This is a genomic window from Leptospira terpstrae serovar Hualin str. LT 11-33 = ATCC 700639, from assembly GCF_000332495.1.
Taxonomy (GTDB): Bacteria; Spirochaetota; Leptospiria; order Leptospirales; family Leptospiraceae; genus Leptospira_A; species Leptospira_A terpstrae.
Map to the genome: position 1 here is coordinate 20,501 of NZ_AOGW02000016.1, position 20,705 is coordinate 41,205.

Annotated in this window: 17 protein-coding genes; 5 read left to right on the forward strand and 12 right to left on the reverse strand. The window is 39.5% G+C overall.

Annotated features, from left to right (window positions below):
- Positions 1-19: 19 nt before the first annotated feature.
- The 4 genes from LEP1GSC203_RS15420 to LEP1GSC203_RS15435 form a co-directional block, all read right to left on the reverse strand.
- Positions 20-967, reverse strand: coding sequence for a rhomboid family intramembrane serine protease (locus LEP1GSC203_RS15420; protein ID WP_002975151.1), 948 nt, complete (start codon positions 965-967; stop codon positions 20-22).
- A gap of 183 nt (positions 968-1,150) precedes the next feature.
- On the reverse strand, positions 1,151-1,849 hold the full coding sequence (locus LEP1GSC203_RS15425) for a Crp/Fnr family transcriptional regulator (RefSeq protein ID WP_002974989.1): 699 nt from the start codon (positions 1,847-1,849) through the stop codon (positions 1,151-1,153).
- A 67-nt stretch (positions 1,850-1,916) separates the two neighbouring features.
- Positions 1,917-2,735, reverse strand: coding sequence for an enoyl-CoA hydratase/isomerase family protein (locus tag LEP1GSC203_RS15430; RefSeq protein WP_002975058.1), 819 nt, complete (start codon positions 2,733-2,735; stop codon positions 1,917-1,919).
- Positions 2,719-3,246, reverse strand: a complete 528-nt coding sequence (locus LEP1GSC203_RS15435) for a hypothetical protein (RefSeq protein WP_002975133.1) — start codon at positions 3,244-3,246, stop codon at positions 2,719-2,721. Before LEP1GSC203_RS15435 ends, LEP1GSC203_RS15430 begins: the two co-directional genes overlap by 17 nt.
- Before the next feature lie 92 nt (positions 3,247-3,338).
- On the opposite strand from LEP1GSC203_RS15435, the gene LEP1GSC203_RS15440 reads away from it, so the two are divergent.
- Positions 3,339-4,628, forward strand: coding sequence for a PilZ domain-containing protein (locus tag LEP1GSC203_RS15440; protein WP_039938240.1), 1,290 nt, complete (start codon positions 3,339-3,341; stop codon positions 4,626-4,628).
- Here LEP1GSC203_RS15440 and LEP1GSC203_RS15445 read toward each other — a convergent pair.
- The 4 genes from LEP1GSC203_RS15445 to LEP1GSC203_RS15460 all read right to left on the reverse strand — a co-directional run bounded on the left by LEP1GSC203_RS15445 (position 4,620) and on the right by LEP1GSC203_RS15460 (position 10,301).
- Entirely contained in the window at positions 4,620-5,789 is a 1,170-nt protein-coding gene (locus LEP1GSC203_RS15445) for a tetratricopeptide repeat protein (RefSeq protein WP_002975134.1), read from the reverse strand. The genes LEP1GSC203_RS15440 and LEP1GSC203_RS15445 overlap by 9 nt on opposite strands.
- A gap of 86 nt (positions 5,790-5,875) precedes the next feature.
- Positions 5,876-8,368, reverse strand: a complete 2,493-nt coding sequence (locus LEP1GSC203_RS15450) for a penicillin acylase family protein (RefSeq protein WP_002975008.1) — start codon at positions 8,366-8,368, stop codon at positions 5,876-5,878.
- Positions 8,369-8,371: 3 nt separating this feature from the next.
- Positions 8,372-9,574: a hypothetical protein gene (locus tag LEP1GSC203_RS15455; RefSeq protein WP_002975106.1), complete on the reverse strand. Its 1,203-nt coding sequence runs from the start codon at positions 9,572-9,574 to the stop codon at positions 8,372-8,374.
- Between the two features lie 70 nt (positions 9,575-9,644).
- The gene (locus LEP1GSC203_RS15460) at positions 9,645-10,301 is read right to left on the reverse strand and encodes a lytic transglycosylase domain-containing protein (protein WP_039938203.1); all 657 of its coding nucleotides are present in this window, start codon (positions 10,299-10,301) and stop codon (positions 9,645-9,647) included.
- Positions 10,302-10,464: 163 nt separating this feature from the next.
- Between LEP1GSC203_RS15460 and LEP1GSC203_RS15465 the strand changes: the two genes are divergently transcribed.
- The 3 genes from LEP1GSC203_RS15465 (at position 10,465) to LEP1GSC203_RS15475 (ending at position 14,623) form a co-directional block, all read left to right on the forward strand.
- A complete protein-coding gene (locus tag LEP1GSC203_RS15465) occupies positions 10,465-12,846 on the forward strand; it encodes a HAMP domain-containing sensor histidine kinase (RefSeq protein WP_002975102.1) in 2,382 nt (793 codons plus the stop codon).
- A 146-nt stretch (positions 12,847-12,992) separates the two neighbouring features.
- Positions 12,993-13,799: a hypothetical protein gene (locus tag LEP1GSC203_RS15470; protein ID WP_002975059.1), complete on the forward strand. Its 807-nt coding sequence runs from the start codon at positions 12,993-12,995 to the stop codon at positions 13,797-13,799.
- A gap of 41 nt (positions 13,800-13,840) precedes the next feature.
- On the forward strand, positions 13,841-14,623 hold the full coding sequence (locus tag LEP1GSC203_RS15475) for a hypothetical protein (RefSeq protein WP_002975014.1): 783 nt from the start codon (positions 13,841-13,843) through the stop codon (positions 14,621-14,623).
- 117 nt (positions 14,624-14,740) lie between these two features.
- Here LEP1GSC203_RS15475 and LEP1GSC203_RS15480 read toward each other — a convergent pair whose 3' ends face one another.
- The 4 genes from LEP1GSC203_RS15480 to LEP1GSC203_RS15495 all read right to left on the reverse strand — a co-directional run bounded on the left by LEP1GSC203_RS15480 (position 14,741) and on the right by LEP1GSC203_RS15495 (position 19,905).
- Positions 14,741-17,920 carry an efflux RND transporter permease subunit gene (locus tag LEP1GSC203_RS15480; RefSeq protein WP_002974995.1) on the reverse strand — a complete coding sequence of 1,060 codons (3,180 nt, stop codon included), beginning with the start codon at positions 17,918-17,920 and terminating at the stop codon, positions 14,741-14,743.
- On the reverse strand, positions 17,898-19,310 hold the full coding sequence (locus tag LEP1GSC203_RS15485; protein WP_002975157.1) for a TolC family protein: 1,413 nt from the start codon (positions 19,308-19,310) through the stop codon (positions 17,898-17,900). The genes LEP1GSC203_RS15480 and LEP1GSC203_RS15485 overlap by 23 nt, the downstream gene beginning before the upstream one ends.
- Before the next feature lie 4 nt (positions 19,311-19,314).
- Positions 19,315-19,539 carry a YgaP-like transmembrane domain gene (locus tag LEP1GSC203_RS15490; RefSeq protein WP_002975163.1) on the reverse strand — a complete coding sequence of 75 codons (225 nt, stop codon included), beginning with the start codon at positions 19,537-19,539 and terminating at the stop codon, positions 19,315-19,317.
- A gap of 99 nt (positions 19,540-19,638) precedes the next feature.
- Positions 19,639-19,905 carry a metal-sensitive transcriptional regulator gene (locus LEP1GSC203_RS15495; protein ID WP_002975053.1) on the reverse strand — a complete coding sequence of 89 codons (267 nt, stop codon included), beginning with the start codon at positions 19,903-19,905 and terminating at the stop codon, positions 19,639-19,641.
- A gap of 41 nt (positions 19,906-19,946) precedes the next feature.
- Between LEP1GSC203_RS15495 and LEP1GSC203_RS15500 the strand changes: the two genes are divergently transcribed.
- Complete coding sequence (locus LEP1GSC203_RS15500; RefSeq protein ID WP_002975142.1) at positions 19,947-20,702, forward strand: SAM-dependent methyltransferase; 756 nt, start codon at positions 19,947-19,949, stop codon at positions 20,700-20,702.
- Positions 20,703-20,705 lie beyond the last annotated feature (3 nt).

Sequence of the window (20,705 nt, forward strand, 5' to 3'; positions counted from 1 at the left end):
CAAGAAATTAGACGAAAAATTATTCTTTTGCCTTTCGTAAGGCGCAATTTACTAACCACTCACAACGCAAACAAATCGGATCCTCGGTGTTATACGTAGACGGAGGACAAATATTGGCATTTGCCACTTGCATTCCTTGTAAATAATTTATTATCGATGGCAGGTCTTTTTTAGAATCAATCTGACCGAGAACGTTTTCATTGATTTTTTTTTGATCAAGGAAAAGATCTTCAATGACTTGTGGTTTGGTTTTGGACTGGATTTTGGTCTCTCTAGGTGCTTCCCATTCCAATCCAGGAATATAAGGAAGACTTCCTGGTTTGATTTGTTTTTGAAACAGTTTGTAGAGGAGCAAAGCCGTAAGGGCTCCACCCAAATGGCAGGTGTTAGAGATCGCTCCATTTCCAATTTGAGAGATTAAGTATCCAATCACTAAGGAAACCCAAACCGCATTTTTTGCCTTCACAGGAAAAATAAACAGAAGCAGTTCCGCATTGGGATAAAAAATTCCAAAGAGAGCTAGGAGTCCAAAAAGAGCACCGGAAGCACCGATGGTTTGTGTGGTCATAGATTCTAATAAAGGAATGTTTCCACCTAACATTTCATTTAGATAGGCTGACAAAACTACAAAAATTCCAGCACCAATTTGGGAGGCAAAATACAAAATCGTAAATTTAGTTTTTCCAATGATAGGAATGATGTTGGATCCTAACATGTACATTCCATACATATTCACAAGTAAATGAAATGGAATCAGTTCTACCGCATGTAAAAATCCATATGTGAATACTTGCCAAACAGCTCCACCTAACACGAAATCAGGTGTTAATCCAAATCGATAGATCAACTGTTGGTTTGCAAAGTATTGGAGGAAAAAAATAAGACAATTGATTATGAGAATTACATTCAGGGGATGAAGGATGGGATTCCCAAATAAACTAGGACTCTGGCCTCGATTTCTAGACATGTAACCTCCAGAATTTAGATGGCTTGGAAAGAAACAAGGGAAATAAAAAAAGGGGGTATCCTTTCGGAAAGCCCCCCCGGGAGTGACTTAAGGTAAAATCAGGCAACAGACCCTACCTTGATTATCAATCACTACTACCATCGGAATTCCGGTGCTTACGCTTAATAGACCTGAGGAAAAAAATTAGGCGATTTTTGAAAGGGAATACAAAGCTTCCCTGTTCAGAATATCAATGCGGTTTTTGTCTACGGAAATGAATTCCCTTGCTTTGAGGTCAGAAAGTGCCCGAACCAATGTTTCCGTTTTGGTTCCGATAAAGGTAGCGAGGACATCTCGTGTCACTTTTAATTCCACTTGGTTTTTTCGACCTTGTGCATTGTCCAAAACGATCAGTATTTCTGCTAATTTTTCGTGAACCTGTTTGGTTCCCAGAGAAACCACATGTTCCTCCATTTCCTGCCATTCCTTTGCCATTTGTCTGAAAACTTCTTTTTGGAAGTTGATATCATCGGCAACTAAGGCTTCGATAAGGACACCTGTGATGTAACAAGCATGGGTGTCTTCTACAGCGATCACATTATGGTGAGAAATTGAATCGGATATACAATCCCGAAATCCAACCCAGTCCCCAGGACCACTGAGACGTAAGGTTTGTTCCTTCCCGCTAGCGAGTTGGACATAACTGCGAACAAGACCCGACTTGATAAAGAAAAAACCATCGGCTTTGACCCCAGAAGTCACTAAGTGTTTTCCCCTAGGAAAAATGGTAAAGTCCTTACCCTCATTGATTCTTTCTATGGTTTCATGTGCAGCACAATGCAGAACATTGTGATTTTTATAATCACAAGCAAAACAGTCAGGATTGAGAGGAAGTTCGGCCATTTTAGTTTTGATCTAACCTCTTAAAAAATCCTTGTCGAGTCATAAATTTAGAAGTCTTCTAAATTTTTCATTTGCCGGTAAACTTTGGTTCCCGCTTTTCTAGGATACTTTTTATCGTCTCTTTAAAGTCGTCCGAAATAAAGTTGCGGGCTTGCGATTCTGCTTCTTTTTTTAGCGCGGAATCGAGTTGTTTCCAGGAATATAAATTTTTCTTTAACTCTTGTAAGGCGAGTGGCGCAGCTTTGGATAATGATAAGGCAAGGTCCATTGCACGAGAATACACTTCTGATTTGGGAACACTGTCAAGAGCGAGGCCACAAGTTTTTGCAAACTTACCATCAAACGTTTCTCCCGTGAGTAACAACCTACCTCCTAAACTTTTTCCGAGTAGTTCAGGAGATAAAAAACTAGAACCCATACCTGGATGGATCCCAAGTCGTACAAAATTAAAGGAGTACTTTCCTTCCTCTGCAAAAATTCTCAGATCACAACCAAAGGTTAGGGATAAACCAGCACCAATGGCATGTCCATTGACTGCAGCAATGACAGGAACGGGAAGTTTACGAACAGATAAAAAGAAACCGTAAAACTTTCTCATATCACGTCTGTTTTGCGAAAATGTTTTTTCAGAAAAGGATCGTAATAAATTTAAGTCTCCGCCAGCACAAAATACATCGTTACGGCCAGAGATGATTACAGCTCGAGGTAGGACTTTTTCTTTTTTAATGGAATGGATTAGGTCTGCGAACTCTTCCCCCATTTTCCAAGTCATGGAATTGCGAGAGGTAGGATTGTTTAAGAAGATGGAAACGATTTTTCCATCTTCGGTTTCACGGGATTCAATTTCTAGGAATTCATACTCTTTGGATTCAAATCGCGATTTCATCTATCTGAAAGGATTCGTACCAGGCTTTATCTTGTAAAGATAAAGGTTTATTCCCGATCTCCATATTTTCAAAGTAATTGAGTAGAATTTCTAGGTGTTGGGTTTCCAAATTTTCATTGGGAAGAGCCGCATCGATCCCTTTGCTTACTAAAGCTTCTGCTCTAATTTTGTCTTTGTAATGGTCCGGTTTTCCACTAAAGATCAAATGAGCAGAGATTAGGTCAAATCGGATGGTATCCACAATTCTTTGGAGTGACTCTTCCGATTCTAAAAAATAACGTGAGGCCACTTCGGTTTGAAAATAATCTCCCCAAGTGATGAGGTCAGGAACTGATCCTGTGCGTTCCAAAATTTTCTTTTGGGTTTCCTCATCTGTATATAACGAACCCGCGAATCGTTCTACAATGACAAACAATTCGGTTAGGATAGCTAATTTCTCCGGACTGAGAAGCCCTTGTCGGATCATTGGCATAAGTTCAGGATTGACTTGTTTTGGGAGAGTTAGTTCCATATACTTCCCATTTCGGCGAATTCTGTAGTTTCCTAGCACATTTTCCTCACTTGAAAATCGATTTTAGCCTCAAAGAAATCGATAATTTTAGTATGGCGATCGGCAGAACAGATTCGATGCAGGAACTCATAACGATCTTAGAATCGTTATTTGAAGAAACTATCATTGGGTCAGATGTCAATATTGTAAAACACCTCTTTTACTACCTGAAGGCCGATAACAGAGAATTTGAATTTATCTACGAAGAAGACACTCTTGTCGCTGCTGTGGAAGAAATTGAATCCCATACAGTCACCTTAATGATTCCCGATTTAGTAGAACAAGGATCGAGGCGAGCTAGAGTTCGATTTGAAGTGATGAATATCAACTACCAATTTGAGGTAGTGATTCTTGATATCCAAAAAGAAAAAATCGTAATAAAAACTCCGACTGAGTTACAGTCTTACCAACTCAGGACAAACAAACGGATCCCAGTAGACGATTTGTTTATGAACTTCATTATTTTATTTCGAAGTTTGACAGGTGGATCTCGCGAAGTAGGAAAAAACCTCTATGCGGAAAGCCGGTTTCCTCACCTAATGAAGGAAGTGCGAAAGGATCGCCCCGATAGCAAACTCATTAACGTAATGTTAACGGAAGCTATCGAAAGGATTTCAAAAGACTACGAAATTCATTTTTTCGAACCAGAAGAAAAACTGAATGAATATGAAGACTTTGTAAAAAAAACCATCCTTCGTACTGGTAAATCCATTTATATTCCGGATTGCAATCGTATTACATCTTATATCAATGATCCTGGGGACGATGTCCTCTTTAACTACCTTAACGAACACAAAGAAATGGCAAAAGAATTTGGAGAAGAATTCGCTTTGGAATTTTTTGAATCCATGCGTAAACACGAGTCTCGTGACTTTTATGTTTCTTATGTGATCACCCCAATTCGGTTGTATGAGGATGTTGTTGGGTTTATCAAAGTCTATTCGACTGCGATGGAACGCTTTACCATCTCACAAAACCAAGCCGTTTATATTTTTGAACTAGCAGAAATCATAAGTTATGTATTCACAAAAATTGCCATCCAACATGGAAGTTACGAAACCATGCAATCGACAACAAAAGTCGTGGATATTTCTCTTGATGGACTTTTATTTGAAATCTACGATAAACGCCTGTTTCAGTATTTAAAACGACACAATATCATTAAAATGTTTATTCCATTAAACAAAGAAAGGACAATGATTATCAGAGGAGAAATCATTCGATTTTTAGATAAAGGGGATCATTACCACTTAGGGGTAAACTATTTTAGTTCGGCCCCAGACGATATGTTACATTTAGAATCTTATCTGTTCGAAAAGAGTATGAAAATTCTCTCAGAATGATCCAGATCCAGATTGTTTTTCTGCCAATCGAATCGCATTCAATAGATCTTCTGATAATGTAGTTTCGCCAGTATAGTAAAGGCGTAACAACTTTCCATGTTCAACAAGTTTATCTCTGTATTCTGTTTCTTTAACAGAACCACGAGTTTCTTTCCATTTCAAATGATAGAACTCACATGCAAGCTTATGAAGGTAATAGTCCGATTTTCTTATTGAATAGGCTTTCTTTAAATATTCTTCAGATCGTTCCGCCCACTCATCTCTTTTTTTCCTACCGTCAACACCAGTATCTGCCATATTTGTATGAAGAAGATTTAAAAAAGAAGTTTCAAAACTATACAACCAAACTTCATAATTTTTTGGATAAAGATTACGTGCTTCTTTTGCCACTTGAGGCATAAGATCCAACTGTTTTTTATTTTCTTTACCTTCTACTTTGAAATAGAAAGTCAAAAACCTTAAATAATCCACCAGGAATAACAAGCGTTCTTGCGCATTGGAAAATCGTTCCCTATTTTTCCAAGCCATAGAATATTCAAATGCGGTGGAAACGTAACCTTCTCCATCCTTCCAGTGAGCTTTCCCAAGAGCATAATGAGAATCAGGGGAACCTTGGTCAAGTGACACTGAATGTTTATACATTCGAAGTGCCTCTTCCATTTGGCCTTTGGCAAAATAATGATCCCCTTGTTTTTTAGCCATAAAAGCTTCGTCGTATTTTGTTGTATCAAGTAACCTTGCGGCCGTTACAGGACGATCTTCAATCAATCGAAGGTATCCTTCCCCACGAACCTGCCATCCAAAAAAAGTGGTTTGGTATACGGACTTTACAGTGATCATTCCCACAATGTTTCCATCACGAAATGTTTTGTGGTCTTGGTTTTTTTCTAATAAATATAAAATTTGACCGACACGAATTCCTTTGGGATCGGCTACCTTAATTGTGACCGTATCTGGTCTTGTATCCACTTCTAGTTCTTGGGAGAGAGTATCCACTTCATAATAACTGGCTTTTTCAATTCCTACAACCTCACCTACAACAATCATTCGTAATGGGTCAAGGGAAGCTTGGCTACGAAAGGCAAAGGCCAACCGATCCGAAGAGGACTGGGCAAAGGTTGCCGTTACAAAAAATGCACTGAGTAGAAAGGAACGGAACATCTGGATTAAGGATCGACCAAAATAGATAGTCTCGTAGAAGAAAAAAAGGAAAAACCCCACTAAATGAAGTGGGGTTTTTTATCAATTTACCGTGGCCGAAATTCCAAACGGAACCTACCTTCTCCTACTTGCTCCTTAGAATACAGGATCTTTCGATGAACCCCATTGATATATTCCTCTACCAAGTTTCCATAAAAGGGACTAGCAAGGTTTCCACTATTTCCAATGGGAAGTTGAGTCACTGACTCCTCGAAACGTCCGTAATCGATGACACGTCTCTTCGAAGGTCCAGCAAAAGCTGTCCAATCTTCTTTCATCAATTTATACTTCAAGTTGTTCACAACTTCGGCCCCACCTGCCGATGGTAGTGGTCCAATGTCAAAAATCCCACCTATCACAGGCAATACGCCAAGTGGATGTGGATGTTTGATTTTATATAGATTTTTCCAAGTCCAAAGGCTTGGAGAGGCAGATACATGATTTTCCAAATACCTTCCTGTTTCCTCAACTGCTCTTTTCAAAATATCATCTCTAGATTCAGTGATCCCTTCGGTTCTTAGGTCATCCCAAAAAGTTGAATCCGGGTTACGCACAAAATGACGATACGCGTTCCAATATTCGGCTATATCTCCGTATAACTCAAAATTGGCGGTTCCCATTTCATCAATCAACAATTCACGAAGGGTGATATAAAAGAAAACATCGTATACAGCAGCACCTTGCGATTCTGGGAAATGTTCAAAGTTCCAGGTTTTTAAAATCCCCAAAACCTTTTTTCCATTTGGAGTTTTTGCATCTTTAACAGCGGATAAAATTAGATCCAAATACTCGGGGGCAAAGGAAGATACTGTATCGTTCTGAATGGCGGCAAGCTCTTCCAAACTCCACTTTTCTTTTGTTTCCAAAATACCAACTAACCTTTGAAAACGATCTGGTGGTTGCCAGTTTCCTTCAGGTTTTCCAAGCCCCGGGAGAGCTTTATTTGTTACTTGGTTATTGGCCGTCACAATGATTCCATTTTTAGGATTGATGATCTTTGGATTGTTCTTTGCAGGAACATAACCAATCACATCGTTTTCCCCAGTGGAACCTTCTAAAATTTTACGAGAATTGCCGGATTTTAAAATCGGAAATCTTCCTACAGCATAGTAGGCAATGTTTCCATTTTTATCTGCATAACTAAAATTAAGACCAGGTGCCCCAATCATAGAAGATGCGGAATCTAGCTCTGTAAAAGATTTTGACTTCCCCATTTGAAATAAAACATCAAGGAGTGGATTTTGTAAATGGTGGTGGGCCCAATACAAACTAACGGGACGACCTTTAAATCCTGTGATATGTTCTGTGATGAGAGGACCATGATTTGTGATTCCGACTTCAAAAGGAATTTCTGTTCCATCTTTCCTGCGAATAGGATCACGATAATATGTTAGGTCCTTCCAACCAGTACCTGATTTGAACTTACTCCCATCAATGGTTTCCAAATACAAATTCACATCGTCTTGTTCTAACATGGTAAGCCCCCATGCCTTTTCCCTATTATGTGCAATGAGGGGAAAAGGAATGATGGATAAAAAGTATCCATAGTTTTCATAACCTGGATACTCTATATAGGCTTCATACCATGCACCTGGATTGGATAGAGCGATATGTGGGTCATTAGCAAGAACGGCGCCACCACTTTCCGATCGACTTGGCCCCACAAGCCAGGAATTACTTCCTTCCAATGGTTCAATTGGTAACTGGAGCTGACCCACAAAGGATACAAGTTGTTTTAAGTTAGTTACATCTTGTATTTTGGATCTGTTTGGGGATGAAATTTCTTTTCTTTGTTTTTCTAAGTAAAAATCTTTTGCCTTTGCCAACCTTTGAACACCAGGTTGTGTTTCCAAAATAGTAGCATTTGTTTCAAAGTCATAACGAGGGAAAAGTTCACTTGCAGAACGACCCTTTAACTCTGATTCCATAATTGTGTACAAACTGTCCGATTTGATTCCTTCTGCGAAAGAAAATCCCATATAAAACAAGAAGGAAATGGCATCCACTCGATCAAATGGCTTTGGTTTGATCCCAAGAATTGTGTATTCGATTGGTAAATTGTCTTCGGAGAGAAAATGGTTCACACCCTCCAAAAACCAATCCAGTTGGTTCCATGCTTCGGGATAAATATGTTCCTTTTGGTTTGCATATTCTTCTGCTGTTTTTTTCAAAAGAAGGGACTTTAAAAACTGATCTGTGGGAATTAGTTTTTCGCCAAAAATTTCAGTGAGTTCCCCTTTCCCAATCCGCCTTTGAAGTTCCATTTGGAAAATTCGATCTTGGGCCATCGTATAACCTAATGCAAAATAGGCAGACTTGGCATCTCCGGCGACAATATGGGGAATCCCAGCTTCGTCTCGGATCACAGTTACCTTGGAGGTAAGTTTATCAGAAACAATTTCCCCCTGGTAGTTTGGAGCTTTTAAGGCTACGAGTCCCCAAAACAAAAAATGTAATGTGACAGGAAGGGTAAGGATAAAAATTAGAAAGAGACTTAAAAAAGGTCTCTTTCGTGTAAACTTTTTTACTTTATCTAACATAAGTTACTGCAATGTTTTAATTTGACGAATGCGATTTTGTTTATCTGCCGAATCCCAAGCTGCATTCGAGAAGGATTCCACTTTATAATACTTCGTTTTGTATTCATCCTTATAAGGAATGACAAGCTCACGGTCTGGTTCTGTAGTTTTAGCTGCTTGGATTTTACGAAGACCTTCAGCACCTTGATTGAACCACTCGGGATCAATTGGCAAATTCACACGGTGGCCACGGAAGGATGTGGCTAAATAAGGTCCGTCCAAATCTTTATCACGCAGGATTTTACCAAAAAAAGTAAATTCTACTTCGTTAGACCCAGAAACCAAATCACCATCATACACAGCATAGGCGACGTATTCACCGTTCTTTTCGTCCTTTAAATTCGCCTCTAAATGGTATTTTCCTTTTTTATAAACATTCACAACTGCCCGCACAATAAGGGAACCATCTTGTAAGGAATCAGAGAACACTCCATTGAATTCTGCAGGAATGGATGGACTGGAAAAAAAACTAGAGGTTAAAGTTGTCTTTAGGTTTTCTGGCCCGTAAGTGATCTCTGCAACAAGAGACATTTGTCCCCAATCGGGTTTTTGCGGTTTCCAAGAAAAAGTAAAAATATTATCTCCTCTTGTTTGATCACCATCGGTTCCATTGTCATTCACTGATGCACTGACAACTCCAAACCTTTGGCCTTCCCATTCTTTAAATACTTGGTGAGAATCAATAGATACCTTAACGCGGTTTCTTGCCTTGTCACGACATTCCAAAGTGACATACATCATATCTTTGTTACCGATGACGGCCCAAGTTTTTGGTTGGAATAAACATACATAACCTGTTGGTTCATTCGTTTTTGGATCGATCGAATAATCAGGAGAGGTTTCGATAATAAAAGGAAATGCTAAGTCATGATTTAAAATAGACATAGGTCTTGAAAATGGAGGGTATTCAGACCATTCTAAATACTTTTCTAAGATATATTCAGGAGTGGCACCATCATCTGGTATCCCACTTGATCCATCAGAACCAGTACCAGAACCATCATCACCTTGCGTTGGATCAGAGCTACTTGCCATCCGTTCTTGTCTGGCTTTCTCTCTAGCATCTTGATCAGAACCCGCATTATCCTTAAATAAAAAGAAGATAAGGCCAATTACAACCAATATAACAACTGCTAGATACACACCGTATCTACGAATTAAATCCATACGCTCCCATCCTTTTGTTTTGTAAAACGGATAAGAGCCTTGTCGGTTTTGGAACTATGTAAAGTAAAATTTAAATCGAAAGAAGGCTCGCAACAGTTTCAGAAATCATACTTTGAGTTGGAACAGGCATGGATTTCCAATCTTCATAGTAACGGTACACTGATCGTGAATACTCTGGAATGCCTCCAAATCGTTTATAACCAGCAAGTCCTGCATTATAAGATAATAATGCTGCTTCCACTGAATCAGTTCTTTCCAAAAGATAATTCAAATACAATACACCAAGATACAAATTGGTTTCTGGATCATATAAATCTTTTTCGGAAGAAAAAGGGATTCCTTCTTTGGCAGCCAACCATTTTGCAGTAGCCGGCATCACTTGCATAAGGCCCAGAGCACCTTTATGGGATTTAGCCCGTTTGTGAAATTGCGATTCTGTATGCACGAGGCCAACCAAAAATCCTAATTTATCAATACGTTCCTTTTTCTTACCGAGAGGCAGTCGTAAGTTCAGAGAAGCTCGTTCCATCGCAGAAACAAGATCCGATCTCTCCTGAGAAGAGAGACTGGGGCGGTATTTGGCAATATAGACTTCCAGTTTTCTTTTGGAAGATTCGTTTCGAAGACTTAGGCCAGCCGAACTAATCTTTCCATAAGATTCCGTTAGAAAAACAAGAACCAGAAAGCTGGTTCCCAGGATTTGGGTAAGTGAGTTTCTTTTTCGCATTGGGTCCTCTTGTAGGAGATTTTCCTTTGTGCATCGCACAATAAGTCCATGATTTCCCCGAGACTCTGGCGGGCAAGTCCTATTTTGTGCATCGCACCAAGAAAACCGTCCCAGAAAAACGAAATGCTTGCCTAAAGTCAAACATCAGGGATATCTGGATTGCTTGGCTCCCTTACTGAATCTATATAGTTTCTTCTATTTTGGGCTCTGTTTGGTGAGTGGGATTGCCTTTGTCTATTTTATGTCTCGTAAGGAGGACTTAACTCCTACCTTTCGTGGCCTCCTCATCCCCCTATTCTGTCTTTTTTTCTGGTCTGTGGCTTGGTCGATTTGTAATTCTTTTGTGGCACCTTGGACTGCCTACGTATTTGTATTTTTAAAAAATCCTGTCATTTTGGTTTTGGGAGTCGCCTCATCCCACCTTGCTTTTGGTTTTCAGGAAAATAGTTTTCCTAGGTGGAAACTGTGGAGCCTTCGCATCCACATCCTTCTTGCAACCCTTGCTACCATTGCCAATGGAATCGGATTCTTTTTTAGAGAGATCCATTTTGATCCAAAAATGGAATTTTACGTTCCGGATCAAAATTCTCCCTCAATGATTGTCCAACTTTCCATTATCTCAATCGCAGGGGTCTTGTGTTTAATTCTAGGGAATACGATTGCAGCACTTACAGCAAAGTTCCTTCGGTTTCAAGGTTCAAAAAGAAGAAATACAGGAGGATTTCTTTTAGCCATTCTAGGGATCCTTTCGATGGCATTTGCTGATATCTTAGTAGACCTAAATTACTTTAGCAAGCCAACCTTCTTATTTTTGTTAACCAACCTAACAATCATTATTATGACAATTCTTGTGTTAGTGTCACTAAACCAAGAGACTATTCCTTCCACTGTTGGATTCAAAATTATGACATTCAACTTAACTGTTTTATATTTAATACTTTCGATCGTAGCAAACTTTCTCTTCAATCGATTTCGAGTAGATTTTCAAAATGAGATGAGTCGCGAAAAACATAGCATAAAAACTCAGTTTGAACTAGGATCTACTTATCCATTTGTATACCTATCCGAACTGGTTATCGATATTCAGGATCAAAATTTTAGGATTAACAAAATTAATTTTAAAAAAGAAAATATAAAACAAATTCAAAATCGGCCTGCAACTTTCGAATCCTTTAAAGTAGAATCGTTTTCCGATGAACCAAACGGAATTTATTGGACATCTGATTTTTATGCAAAAAACCATCATTTCTTCATCGCCATCCCTTATATTGAATACAGAAACATAGTCCACCAAACTGTAGTTTGGCTTATTGTAACATTATTATTTTCCCTATTTACAATCTTTATGTTATATCCGGTATTACATAAAACTAGTATTGTTTACCCATTAACAAGGTTACTTGCAGGAATTCGGAAAATGCATTCCGGTGATTTGTTTGTTACTGTCAAAGTATCAAGCAGAGATGAGATCGGAGAATTATCGAATAGCTTCAATGAAATGATATCAATTGTTCGGGATGCAAGACTGCAATTGGAACAAAAAATTGAAGAACGAACCGAATCATTAAACCAAACCATTTTAGAATTAAGAGAAACTCAAGAACAACTTCTACAAGCGGAAAGAATGTCCACACTTGGGAAAATCGCCGCTAGTGTCGCTCACGAAATCAATAACCCACTAGCAGCCATTAAAGGAAGCATTCAATTTATCAAAGATGGACAATCCAATGTATCCAATCCCGACAAAACAGAAATTTTTTTTATAGCCGAAAAGTTCATCGCAGAATTCAAAAATAAAAAACGTTCCGAAGTGACTTCTCGGTTTAAAAGAAAAAAAGAACTCATTGCCTTCTTCAAATTAAAATCAATTCCTGATCCCATTTCTCTTGCGGATACCTGTTTTGATTTTAACATCGAGACCGTTCCCGAAGAATACCAAACTCTTTTTGATACTGAAGAAGGAAGGACTATTTTCCAATCCCTCCTCAATGACTTTGTCATTGGATTTCATTTGGGAATTATTGAAACGGCAGTGGAACGAGCCTCAAAAATTGTTTTTGCCCTCAAACACCATTCTTACTCCGGTCCGAAAGAATCTCAAAAACTCCTCTCTCTCAAGGAAGGAATCGATTCCGTTCTTTCTATGTATTCTACTAGTTGGAAACTAAACATCGAAATCGAATGGAAGGTAAGCGGGGATCCGGTGATCTTCGGCCATGCAGACGAACTAGTCCAAGTATGGACCAACCTCATTTACAATTCCATCCAAGCCTGTCCCAAAGAGGGAGGGAAAATCCGAATTTATCTGAAAGAAGAAGAAACCGAAGCCCTCATCACCATTGAAGACAACGGGAAAGGGATCCCCGAAGACATTCTTCCCCGCATTTTTGAGCCATTTTTCACTACGAAAGAGTTAGGTATGGGAACCGGTCTTGGCCTTTCCATTGTTCAAAAAATCATTCAGAACCACAACGGAACCATCCAAGTCGAAAGCCAACCAGGGAAAACCCTCTTCTCCATCCACATCCCCCTAGCAAAATCCTAGGACCCAATCCTAAAGATTGTCAGAGAATCCCTGACAATGGCAAAATTATGTTAAAAATTTGTCTAAATTTGGAAAAAAATTTCTTGTCAATCTTTTGCCAAACTTATAAAACAAAGAGAACATACCTTCGGAAACAGGAAAACCAAATGCGAACCATATTAGCCACTATTACAGCCTTTCTCTTAGCGGGATCCCTAAGCGCGCAAACATACACAGTCTTCATTCATGGAAAATCGGACAAAAACCATAACGGCGTAGGCACGACAGACGTAAACAGCTACTGGGGTTCCTCGGTAAACTCAGTGGGTGGAACAAGAATCTTCATTGGTTACGACGGAACTTCTGATCCTAGAAGTTACGGATCGTCTCGAGCTCAAACAAACATTGCGACTGGACTCACTAACTATTGCAAAGGATCAAACTCTTGTAAAATCGTATGTCATTCCGCAGGATGTTATGCTATTGAGTATTGGTTGTCTAACCTCGGTTCTACGGCTTCTGCAAAAGGATTCAATTTAACAAAAGTGACAGCACTTGCGGCTGCTTCTGGTGGATCGGAACTTGCGAACGCACTCAACGGGATCACTTTTGGTTTCGGTGGAAACGCAATGGACAAATCACTCATCGTCACGACAGCACGTGGTGCTTTCAATCATAACAACACGGCAGGAGTTGCAGTAAACCATGTCCCTGGTTACAAAGGAATGTTTGGTGCTTCAGTCATTCTTCCTGGGGAAGATGATTACGCTGTTGCTTACCACTCTTCTTGCGGATACAACCGTGCAGGAGGCCTAAACAAATGCCAATCTTCACTCACTCAGTATGAAGGTCTTTGGCCTTTTGGATCCAACAAAACATACAATCAATACAGTGGTCACTACCGTGCACCATCTGTTTCTTCTACAGGACTTTATCTAGACCACGGTCAAATCAAAACCGAAGGTTGGAGATAGGTTAAACGGAATCATTTAAAGAAAGGAAAAGGAAAAAAGAGATGCGTAGCTCAATCACAACAATACTTGCGATGCTTTTTGCAGGATCGCTCAGTGCCCAAACTTACACTGTGTTCATTCACGGTAAGTCAGACAAAAACCACAACGGTGTGGGAACGACAGATGTAAACGGATACTGGGGATCGTCCACTAGCACCGTTTCTGGATCTAAAATTTTCATCGGTTACGATGGAACTTCTGACCCTAGAACTTACGGATCGGCTCGTGCTCAAACAAACATTGCGACTGGACTCACTAACTATTGCAAAGGAACAAACACTTGCAAAGTGGTTTGTCACTCTGCTGGATGTTATGCGATCGAGTATTGGTTGTCTAACCTTGGTTCGACTGCCTCTGCAAAAGGTTTTAATCTAACAAAAGTGACAGCTCTAGCTGCAGCTTCTGGTGGATCGGAACTTGCTTCTGCTCTGAACGGTGCAACGTTTGGATTTGGTGGAAATGCGATGGACAAATCACTCATCGTATCGACTGCACGCGGAGCATTCAATCACAACAATACGGGCGGAATTCAGATCCACCATGTACCTGGTTATAAAGGTGCATTTGGACCTTCTGCAATTCTACCAGGAGAAGATGACTACGCTGTGGCATACCATTCTTCTTGTGGATACAACCGTTCTGGTGGGCTTGACAAATGCCAATCTTCCATCGTGAGTGGTAGCACTACTTATACACAATACACAGGCCACGTGAGAGCACCTTCTCTTACTGCTACTGGATTGTATAAGAACCATAGTGAAATTAAAAACGAGGGAACTCGTTAATTAAACGTCTGATACAAAAAACCCCCTTGGAAATTCACACCAAAGGGGTTTCGCTTAAAGGCTGAAAGTAATTTCAGCCTTTTTTATTTTAGAATCCAATCCTAGATTTATTTTCTATTAACCATGTTTGATCGCTCCTTGTCTTGATTTTCCGATAAACCAGTAGTATAAAACCGGAACGGCAAAACGACTGAGAACAGTTGCTGCAATTTCACCAAACATCAGTGAGATTGCAAGGCCTTGGAAGATAGGATCGAATAACATCACAAAGGATCCAACCACAACCGCAGAGGCAGTGAGTAACATGGGGCGAAACCGAACCACACCTGCATGAACCACCGCTTCTTTCAGAGGAACTCCTTTTTTGATTTCACCTTCGATAAAATCTACTAGGATGATCGAGTTTCGAACGATGATCCCTGCACCTGCAATAAATCCAATCATGGATGTAGCTGTGAAGTATGCTCCCATCACCCAGTGGCCTGGCAATATTCCAATGAGAGAAATGGGAATTGGTGCCATGATCACAAGTGGAACTGTATAACTTTTAAACCAACCTAAGACCAAAACATAAATGAGAAGGATCACAACAGCAAAGGCACCACCAAGATCGCGAAACACTTCATAGGTGATAAACCATTCCCCGTCCCATTTAATCACCGGTTCTCTTGTATTCCAAGGAACGTCGGCTGTTTGTGTTTGGTATTTGATTTTTGGTGCGAGTTTGAGCATTCCATAAACAGGAGCTTCTTCTGCACCAGAAAGTTCGCTCATCACATAGTTGACTGGCTTTAGATTTTTTCGAAATAACGCCCTATCTTCTTCTTTGTATGGATTTCCTAATACCCGTTCCGAGGAAATAACACCAGATTCCATGGACATGATATTTTGATTTTGGAAAGGATTTTTGGAACCTCGAGCACTTTGAATGATTGATAGATTCACCGATACTTCTTCTGGTTCTTCTGCTGTTGCCAAACTCACGAGAGGGGACTCAGAGAAAAGGATAGAACCTGTTGCAGCCAAAGCAGAAGTTTTGATTCCATAAAGTCCAGATTTTTCAAAATCTATGGGATAAACCATTTTAGGACGACCATTCCGTAACGATGTATCTAAATCCACAACGCTTGGCTCTTCCCGAAATACATTGTAAATTTCTTCGGTTACTTTTTTTCTCACCGCAGCTGTTGGTCCATATACTTCTGCTACCATAGTAGCCATCACCGGAGGGCCTGGAGGAATTTCTAAAACTTTTGTAACCACTCCGAAACGATCACCAAACTTTCGTATGTCGGATCGTAAGGATTCAATGATCTCATGACTAGATTCCTTTCTATCGTTTTTGTTCTTTAAAATGATTTGTAAATCATTCATGGAATCTAAGTTTCTTAGGAAGGAATGTTTTACCATTCCAGAGAAAGAAAAAGGAGCCGCTTCGCCTGCAAAAATCTGAATTTTTTCGACATTGGGATTTTTTAGTAAAATCTTTGTGAGTTCTTCAGAACGAGCCATACTTTGACTCAGAGTTGTTTTCGGTTCGTAATCAAGGAGAACTTGAAACTCTTCTTTGTTGTCAAAAGGTAACATTTTTACTTTTACCCACTTAAAACCAACAAAGGCCATAGAAGCTAACAGTAGTCCGATGGTCACTGCACCAAAAAAGATCGCATTCTTTTTAAAACCAAGTAACCAATTCATAAAGCGAACATAAATTTGGTCTAGTTTGGAGATTTGATTCTCCCCTGAAACATTTTCTTCATGCGGATGGTTCTCTTTCAATAAACGAATGGAAGCCCAGGGAGTGATGACAAAGGCAACAATCAGAGAAAGAATCATTGCAAGACTTGCCCCAACAGGAATCGGTTTCATATAAGGACCCATAAGTCCTCGCACAAATGCCATAGGCAATATGGCAGCAATCACAGTAAAGGTAGCAAGGATGGTGGGATTTCCTACTTCCGATACAGCAACAAGAGTGGCCCGAATGATTCCTAACTTTGGATTTTCTTCCAAATGCCTTTCAATGTTTTCGACAACCACAATCGCATCATCGACTAAGATTCCGATAGAAAAGATCAAAGCAAAAAGTGTGACACGATTCAGTGTATACCCAAGGAAATAGTAGATTGCCAAGGTCAGTGCTAATGTGACTGGGATCGCAATAGCAACAACAAGTGCGGAACGCCAACCCATCCATAATGCGATCAAAACTGTGACAGAGATCGTTGCAATGAGGAGATGTTCTATCAATTCATGAGATTTGTCTTCGGCTGTACTTCCGTAATCACGGATCACACTCAACCGAATTTCTTTTGGTAAATCTTTTTGAAATAGGTTCGCTCTTTCTAATAAATCCTTGGATAAATTGACAACGTTAGTTCCTTTACGTTTGGCAAATACAATGGTAACCGCATTTCGTTTTCCTTCTCCTAGAGATTTGTCATAAAGTGCTGAGGACCTGGTTCTTTCTTCTGGTCCCTCTTCAACAATCGCAAGGTCTTGGATACGAACCACTCGTCCTCCCCTTTGTGCTACAGGAAGGCGTTTGACATCGGCTATTTTTTTAAGGACTCCGCCTACTTCAATGTCCATCACAGAATCAGATGACCAATTTTTTCCAGCAGGGATGAGAGCATCGTTTTGTTTTAAACTCATCGCAACTTCCAGTGCTGTGACCCCAAAGCGGTTCAGTAGGTTTGGATCTACTTTGACTCGAACCACTTTTTTTAATCCACCCAACATTTGTACGCTGGCCAAATCGGGAGTTGAGGATAGTTCACGAGCTAGGGGTGCTACCGTTTGCCTTAATTCATAATCATTCATTGATTCCGCACTAAAACTCAATGCAAGAAACGGAACATCATCTATCGAATAAGATTTAACGATGGGATTTAATGTATTATTGGGAAGGGAATTCTTTAACTCCATCAGCTTATGGTGAATTTTTACAAGCGAAGGTTCGATCGGTTCTCCCACTTTAAAGCGAACGGTAATATAACTTCCATGCCACTTACTTGTGGAATAAACGTATTCCACACCTTCCAATCCCCAAACAGCCCGTTCCACAAATTCAGTGACTTTACGTTCCGTTTCTTCTGGAGAAAATCCAGGAGCCGGAATTTGAATATCAATCATTGGAACAGAGATTTGTGGTTCTTCTTCTTTGGGTGTTAAGTATACGGCAAATAGTCCGAGCACCAAACTCGCAACTGCGATCACCGGAGTGAGACGAGAATGTAGGAAGGTTTCTGCAAGCCTTCCTGCAAATCCTTTTCTAATTTCTTCCAATGGATTCATTTGATTCTTCCTTATTTGAAAATAATGATGTTTCTGTTCTGACTTGTAAAACGGCGATTTCCGTTTCCATCAAAACTCGAGAGAGTTCTAATGATTTATTTAATGTTTCTGCAAATTGGAGAGCATTGATGGCTCCACTTTGAAACAATCTTTGCATATTCACAATTTGTTCGTCTTGGTATTTTACAGTTTCCCTTACTAACTCAAGGCTCTCTTTTAGTGAAATTTCCTTTTGAAATAGAGATTTTACATGAGCTTCTTCTTCTTTCGTTTTTTCTTCTATTTTCTTTAAAGCTGCTTCTGCATTGAGTTTTGATTCTTCGACAACTCCCATATCTTTTGGGTTATAAAGATTCATTTGCAGATATACTCCCGCCTGGTAAGCGTTAGCCGTATTTCTACTTCCTTGGTACCCATAAGCTTCTGAATAAGCACCGATTTTTGGCAAAAACTTTGCCATTTCCATTTCACTTTTGAGTTTTTCCCCTTCCGCATATTTGATTTGTGCATTCATTTGGTTGGATCTTTCGTAACCAATCGGGCGTTTGAAATGAGTGTCTAAAAAAACATTCAAATCTGATTCGATAATTTCTAACTCTGATGGAGGAAGATCAGATAGAACATATAAGGTTTCTTTGTAATCGTTGATTTGTAGATCTGATTGTTTTTCAAGAACTGAAATTTGATTTTTTATGGATTTTAATGCTAGGTAACCTGCATATCCAACTGGGTTTCCTTTATTCCCCAGAGAGTAATTCGACTGGAATCTAGATTCAATTTTTCTAATTTGTTCCAATCTACGTTTGTATTCATTTAAAGTTTGGATGGCCCTGTAATAATAACCTGTTTGTGCATATTCTCTGTCACGAACAGCAAGCCATTCAAACTTAAGACCCACAGATCTTTTTTCATTCATCGCAGCGAGTGTCTTTCCGGACCCACCTTCATAAAGTGGTAAATCCATACCGAGTGTTCCACGCGAATAAGTATGACTTCCAGGATTATTAAGAGTATCTTTTGCAAATAGATTCATAGTATCCGAGTTTAGTGTGGAATAAGGTTGGTTATTCGAATCTAAAAAGTTTCCTGGTCTGTATCTTGTAGACGCGGTAGAAAAATCAGAGTCAGTAGCACTCCTTTGGCTTAGTTTTCCCATAAAGTTGAGAGTTGGGTCATTGGTTTGGAATGTACGTAAGTCTGTATAGACTCTAGGTAACCAGTGTTTATCGGACCGGTCTCTTGCAATTTCTCCGGCTTTCCATTCCAAATACTTCGATTTTCTTGCAGAGGAATTCTCTTCGATTCGTTTCCATAGATTTTCAAATCCAACGCTCTCTGCAAAGAGAGCCATCGGACCAACCAAAAGCAAAATGCTTATGATAAATTTCATGTTCTTAATCCCTCACTTTGGGTTCAAAACCAAGTTTGTTCAAAAGAATTGCCATCGGACAAAAACCAATGGTGGAAAAAACTACCAAGTTCACACCCACAAGTAGGTTCAAAAGATACCACCAAGGTGAAACAAAGGTTCCGATTGCGACACCGACTAAACTAAACAGTCCAGCGATGAAATAAACCACTCGTTCCAAATACCAAGTTTTTGTTGAAGCTAGAAACATTACCATACCCCCTATAGTATATAGAATCTAAATCCACATATACCCTGTGGGGTATATGTGGCAAGCGATATATGGATTTTTTTTAAAAGGTAAGGGTGATTAGAGAGAGAAAGCGGCGGTAATGGCCTTTTTAACGTCTGTTTCGATACTTTGGCTGGATTTCTTTTCTTTAAAACATGTGTCCATATACTCGTGGATGTATGCTTCCCCAAACTTTTTCATCGCTTGGTGGGCCGCTTTTAAAAGTAAGATAGCTTTTTCGCAGTCTTTTTCTTCCGTTGTGATCGTATTCTTGATTGCTTCCAGCTGTCCCTGGATTCGATTGATACGGTGGATCAGTTTAGTTTGGTTTTCCGAAAGGCTCATACTACATACCCGGCAGGGTATAATAATCCATCAAGTAAAAAATGACACCCTTCCCCTTTTCTAAATCTCCCGCTTCCGTCCTTCCTCAATCACCACCCTACTATATTTCCAATTTCGGATATTGGGATGGTGAATCCTCATACCAAACGGCAGGACTTAGATTTGTTATCGAATTTGCAAAGGGTTGCCAACTGAACTCTCAAGCAAAAATATTAGAGGTAGGTTCTGGACTCGGGGGTAGTTTGGTGTATTGGAAAGAGAAGTTTCAACCAAAACTTCTTTCTGCGATTAATTTAGCCGGAGAACAATCTGAATTCGCAGAACAACTGTTTGCCTCTACAAAGACAGAGGTAAAACCTTTTCTGAAAGGCAGTTGGGAAGTAATGGATCAGTTTCCAAGTAACACTTATGATTATGTTTTTTCTTTAGATGCCTCTTATCACTTTATAAACCTTTCCACATTTTATCGAGAATGTTTTCGAGTTTTAAAGCCAGGTGGGAGTTTTGCGTTTACTCATTTTCAAATATCCGATAAAAAATTTAAAAACTATTGGTGGCTCTATTTGCCTTTTCTGATCCCCAAAGGAAATTTAAAACTATCCTCAGAGACTATTTCGGATTTAGAATCCATTGGATTCAAACAAGTCCAAAACCTAGATTGGACAAAACCAGTCATTTTAGGTTTTACTAACGACTTTAAAAACTTACCGAGTTCATTAAAGGCATTCGCAAAGTTACTTCATTGGTTTGTGAATCATTTGGGACTTACCTACCACTACTATGTTTTTGAAAAATAAAAT

Coding starts and splice junctions, on each gene's coding strand:
- LEP1GSC203_RS15420 (WP_002975151.1), bottom strand. CDS start 967: ATGTCTAGAAATCGAGGCCAGAGTCCTAGTTTATTTGGGAATCCCATC.
- LEP1GSC203_RS15425 (WP_002974989.1), bottom strand. CDS start 1,849: ATGGCCGAACTTCCTCTCAATCCTGACTGTTTTGCTTGTGATTATAAA.
- LEP1GSC203_RS15430 (WP_002975058.1), bottom strand. CDS start 2,735: ATGAAATCGCGATTTGAATCCAAAGAGTATGAATTCCTAGAAATTGAA.
- LEP1GSC203_RS15435 (WP_002975133.1), bottom strand. CDS start 3,246: ATGGAACTAACTCTCCCAAAACAAGTCAATCCTGAACTTATGCCAATG.
- LEP1GSC203_RS15440 (WP_039938240.1), top strand. CDS start 3,339: ATGGCGATCGGCAGAACAGATTCGATGCAGGAACTCATAACGATCTTA.
- LEP1GSC203_RS15445 (WP_002975134.1), bottom strand. CDS start 5,789: ATGTTCCGTTCCTTTCTACTCAGTGCATTTTTTGTAACGGCAACCTTT.
- LEP1GSC203_RS15450 (WP_002975008.1), bottom strand. CDS start 8,368: ATGTTAGATAAAGTAAAAAAGTTTACACGAAAGAGACCTTTTTTAAGT.
- LEP1GSC203_RS15455 (WP_002975106.1), bottom strand. CDS start 9,574: ATGGATTTAATTCGTAGATACGGTGTGTATCTAGCAGTTGTTATATTG.
- LEP1GSC203_RS15460 (WP_039938203.1), bottom strand. CDS start 10,301: ATGCGAAAAAGAAACTCACTTACCCAAATCCTGGGAACCAGCTTTCTG.
- LEP1GSC203_RS15470 (WP_002975059.1), top strand. CDS start 12,993: ATGCGAACCATATTAGCCACTATTACAGCCTTTCTCTTAGCGGGATCC.
- LEP1GSC203_RS15475 (WP_002975014.1), top strand. CDS start 13,841: ATGCGTAGCTCAATCACAACAATACTTGCGATGCTTTTTGCAGGATCG.
- LEP1GSC203_RS15480 (WP_002974995.1), bottom strand. CDS start 17,920: ATGAATCCATTGGAAGAAATTAGAAAAGGATTTGCAGGAAGGCTTGCA.
- LEP1GSC203_RS15485 (WP_002975157.1), bottom strand. CDS start 19,310: ATGAAATTTATCATAAGCATTTTGCTTTTGGTTGGTCCGATGGCTCTC.
- LEP1GSC203_RS15490 (WP_002975163.1), bottom strand. CDS start 19,539: ATGTTTCTAGCTTCAACAAAAACTTGGTATTTGGAACGAGTGGTTTAT.
- LEP1GSC203_RS15495 (WP_002975053.1), bottom strand. CDS start 19,905: ATGAGCCTTTCGGAAAACCAAACTAAACTGATCCACCGTATCAATCGA.
- LEP1GSC203_RS15500 (WP_002975142.1), top strand. CDS start 19,947: ATGACACCCTTCCCCTTTTCTAAATCTCCCGCTTCCGTCCTTCCTCAA.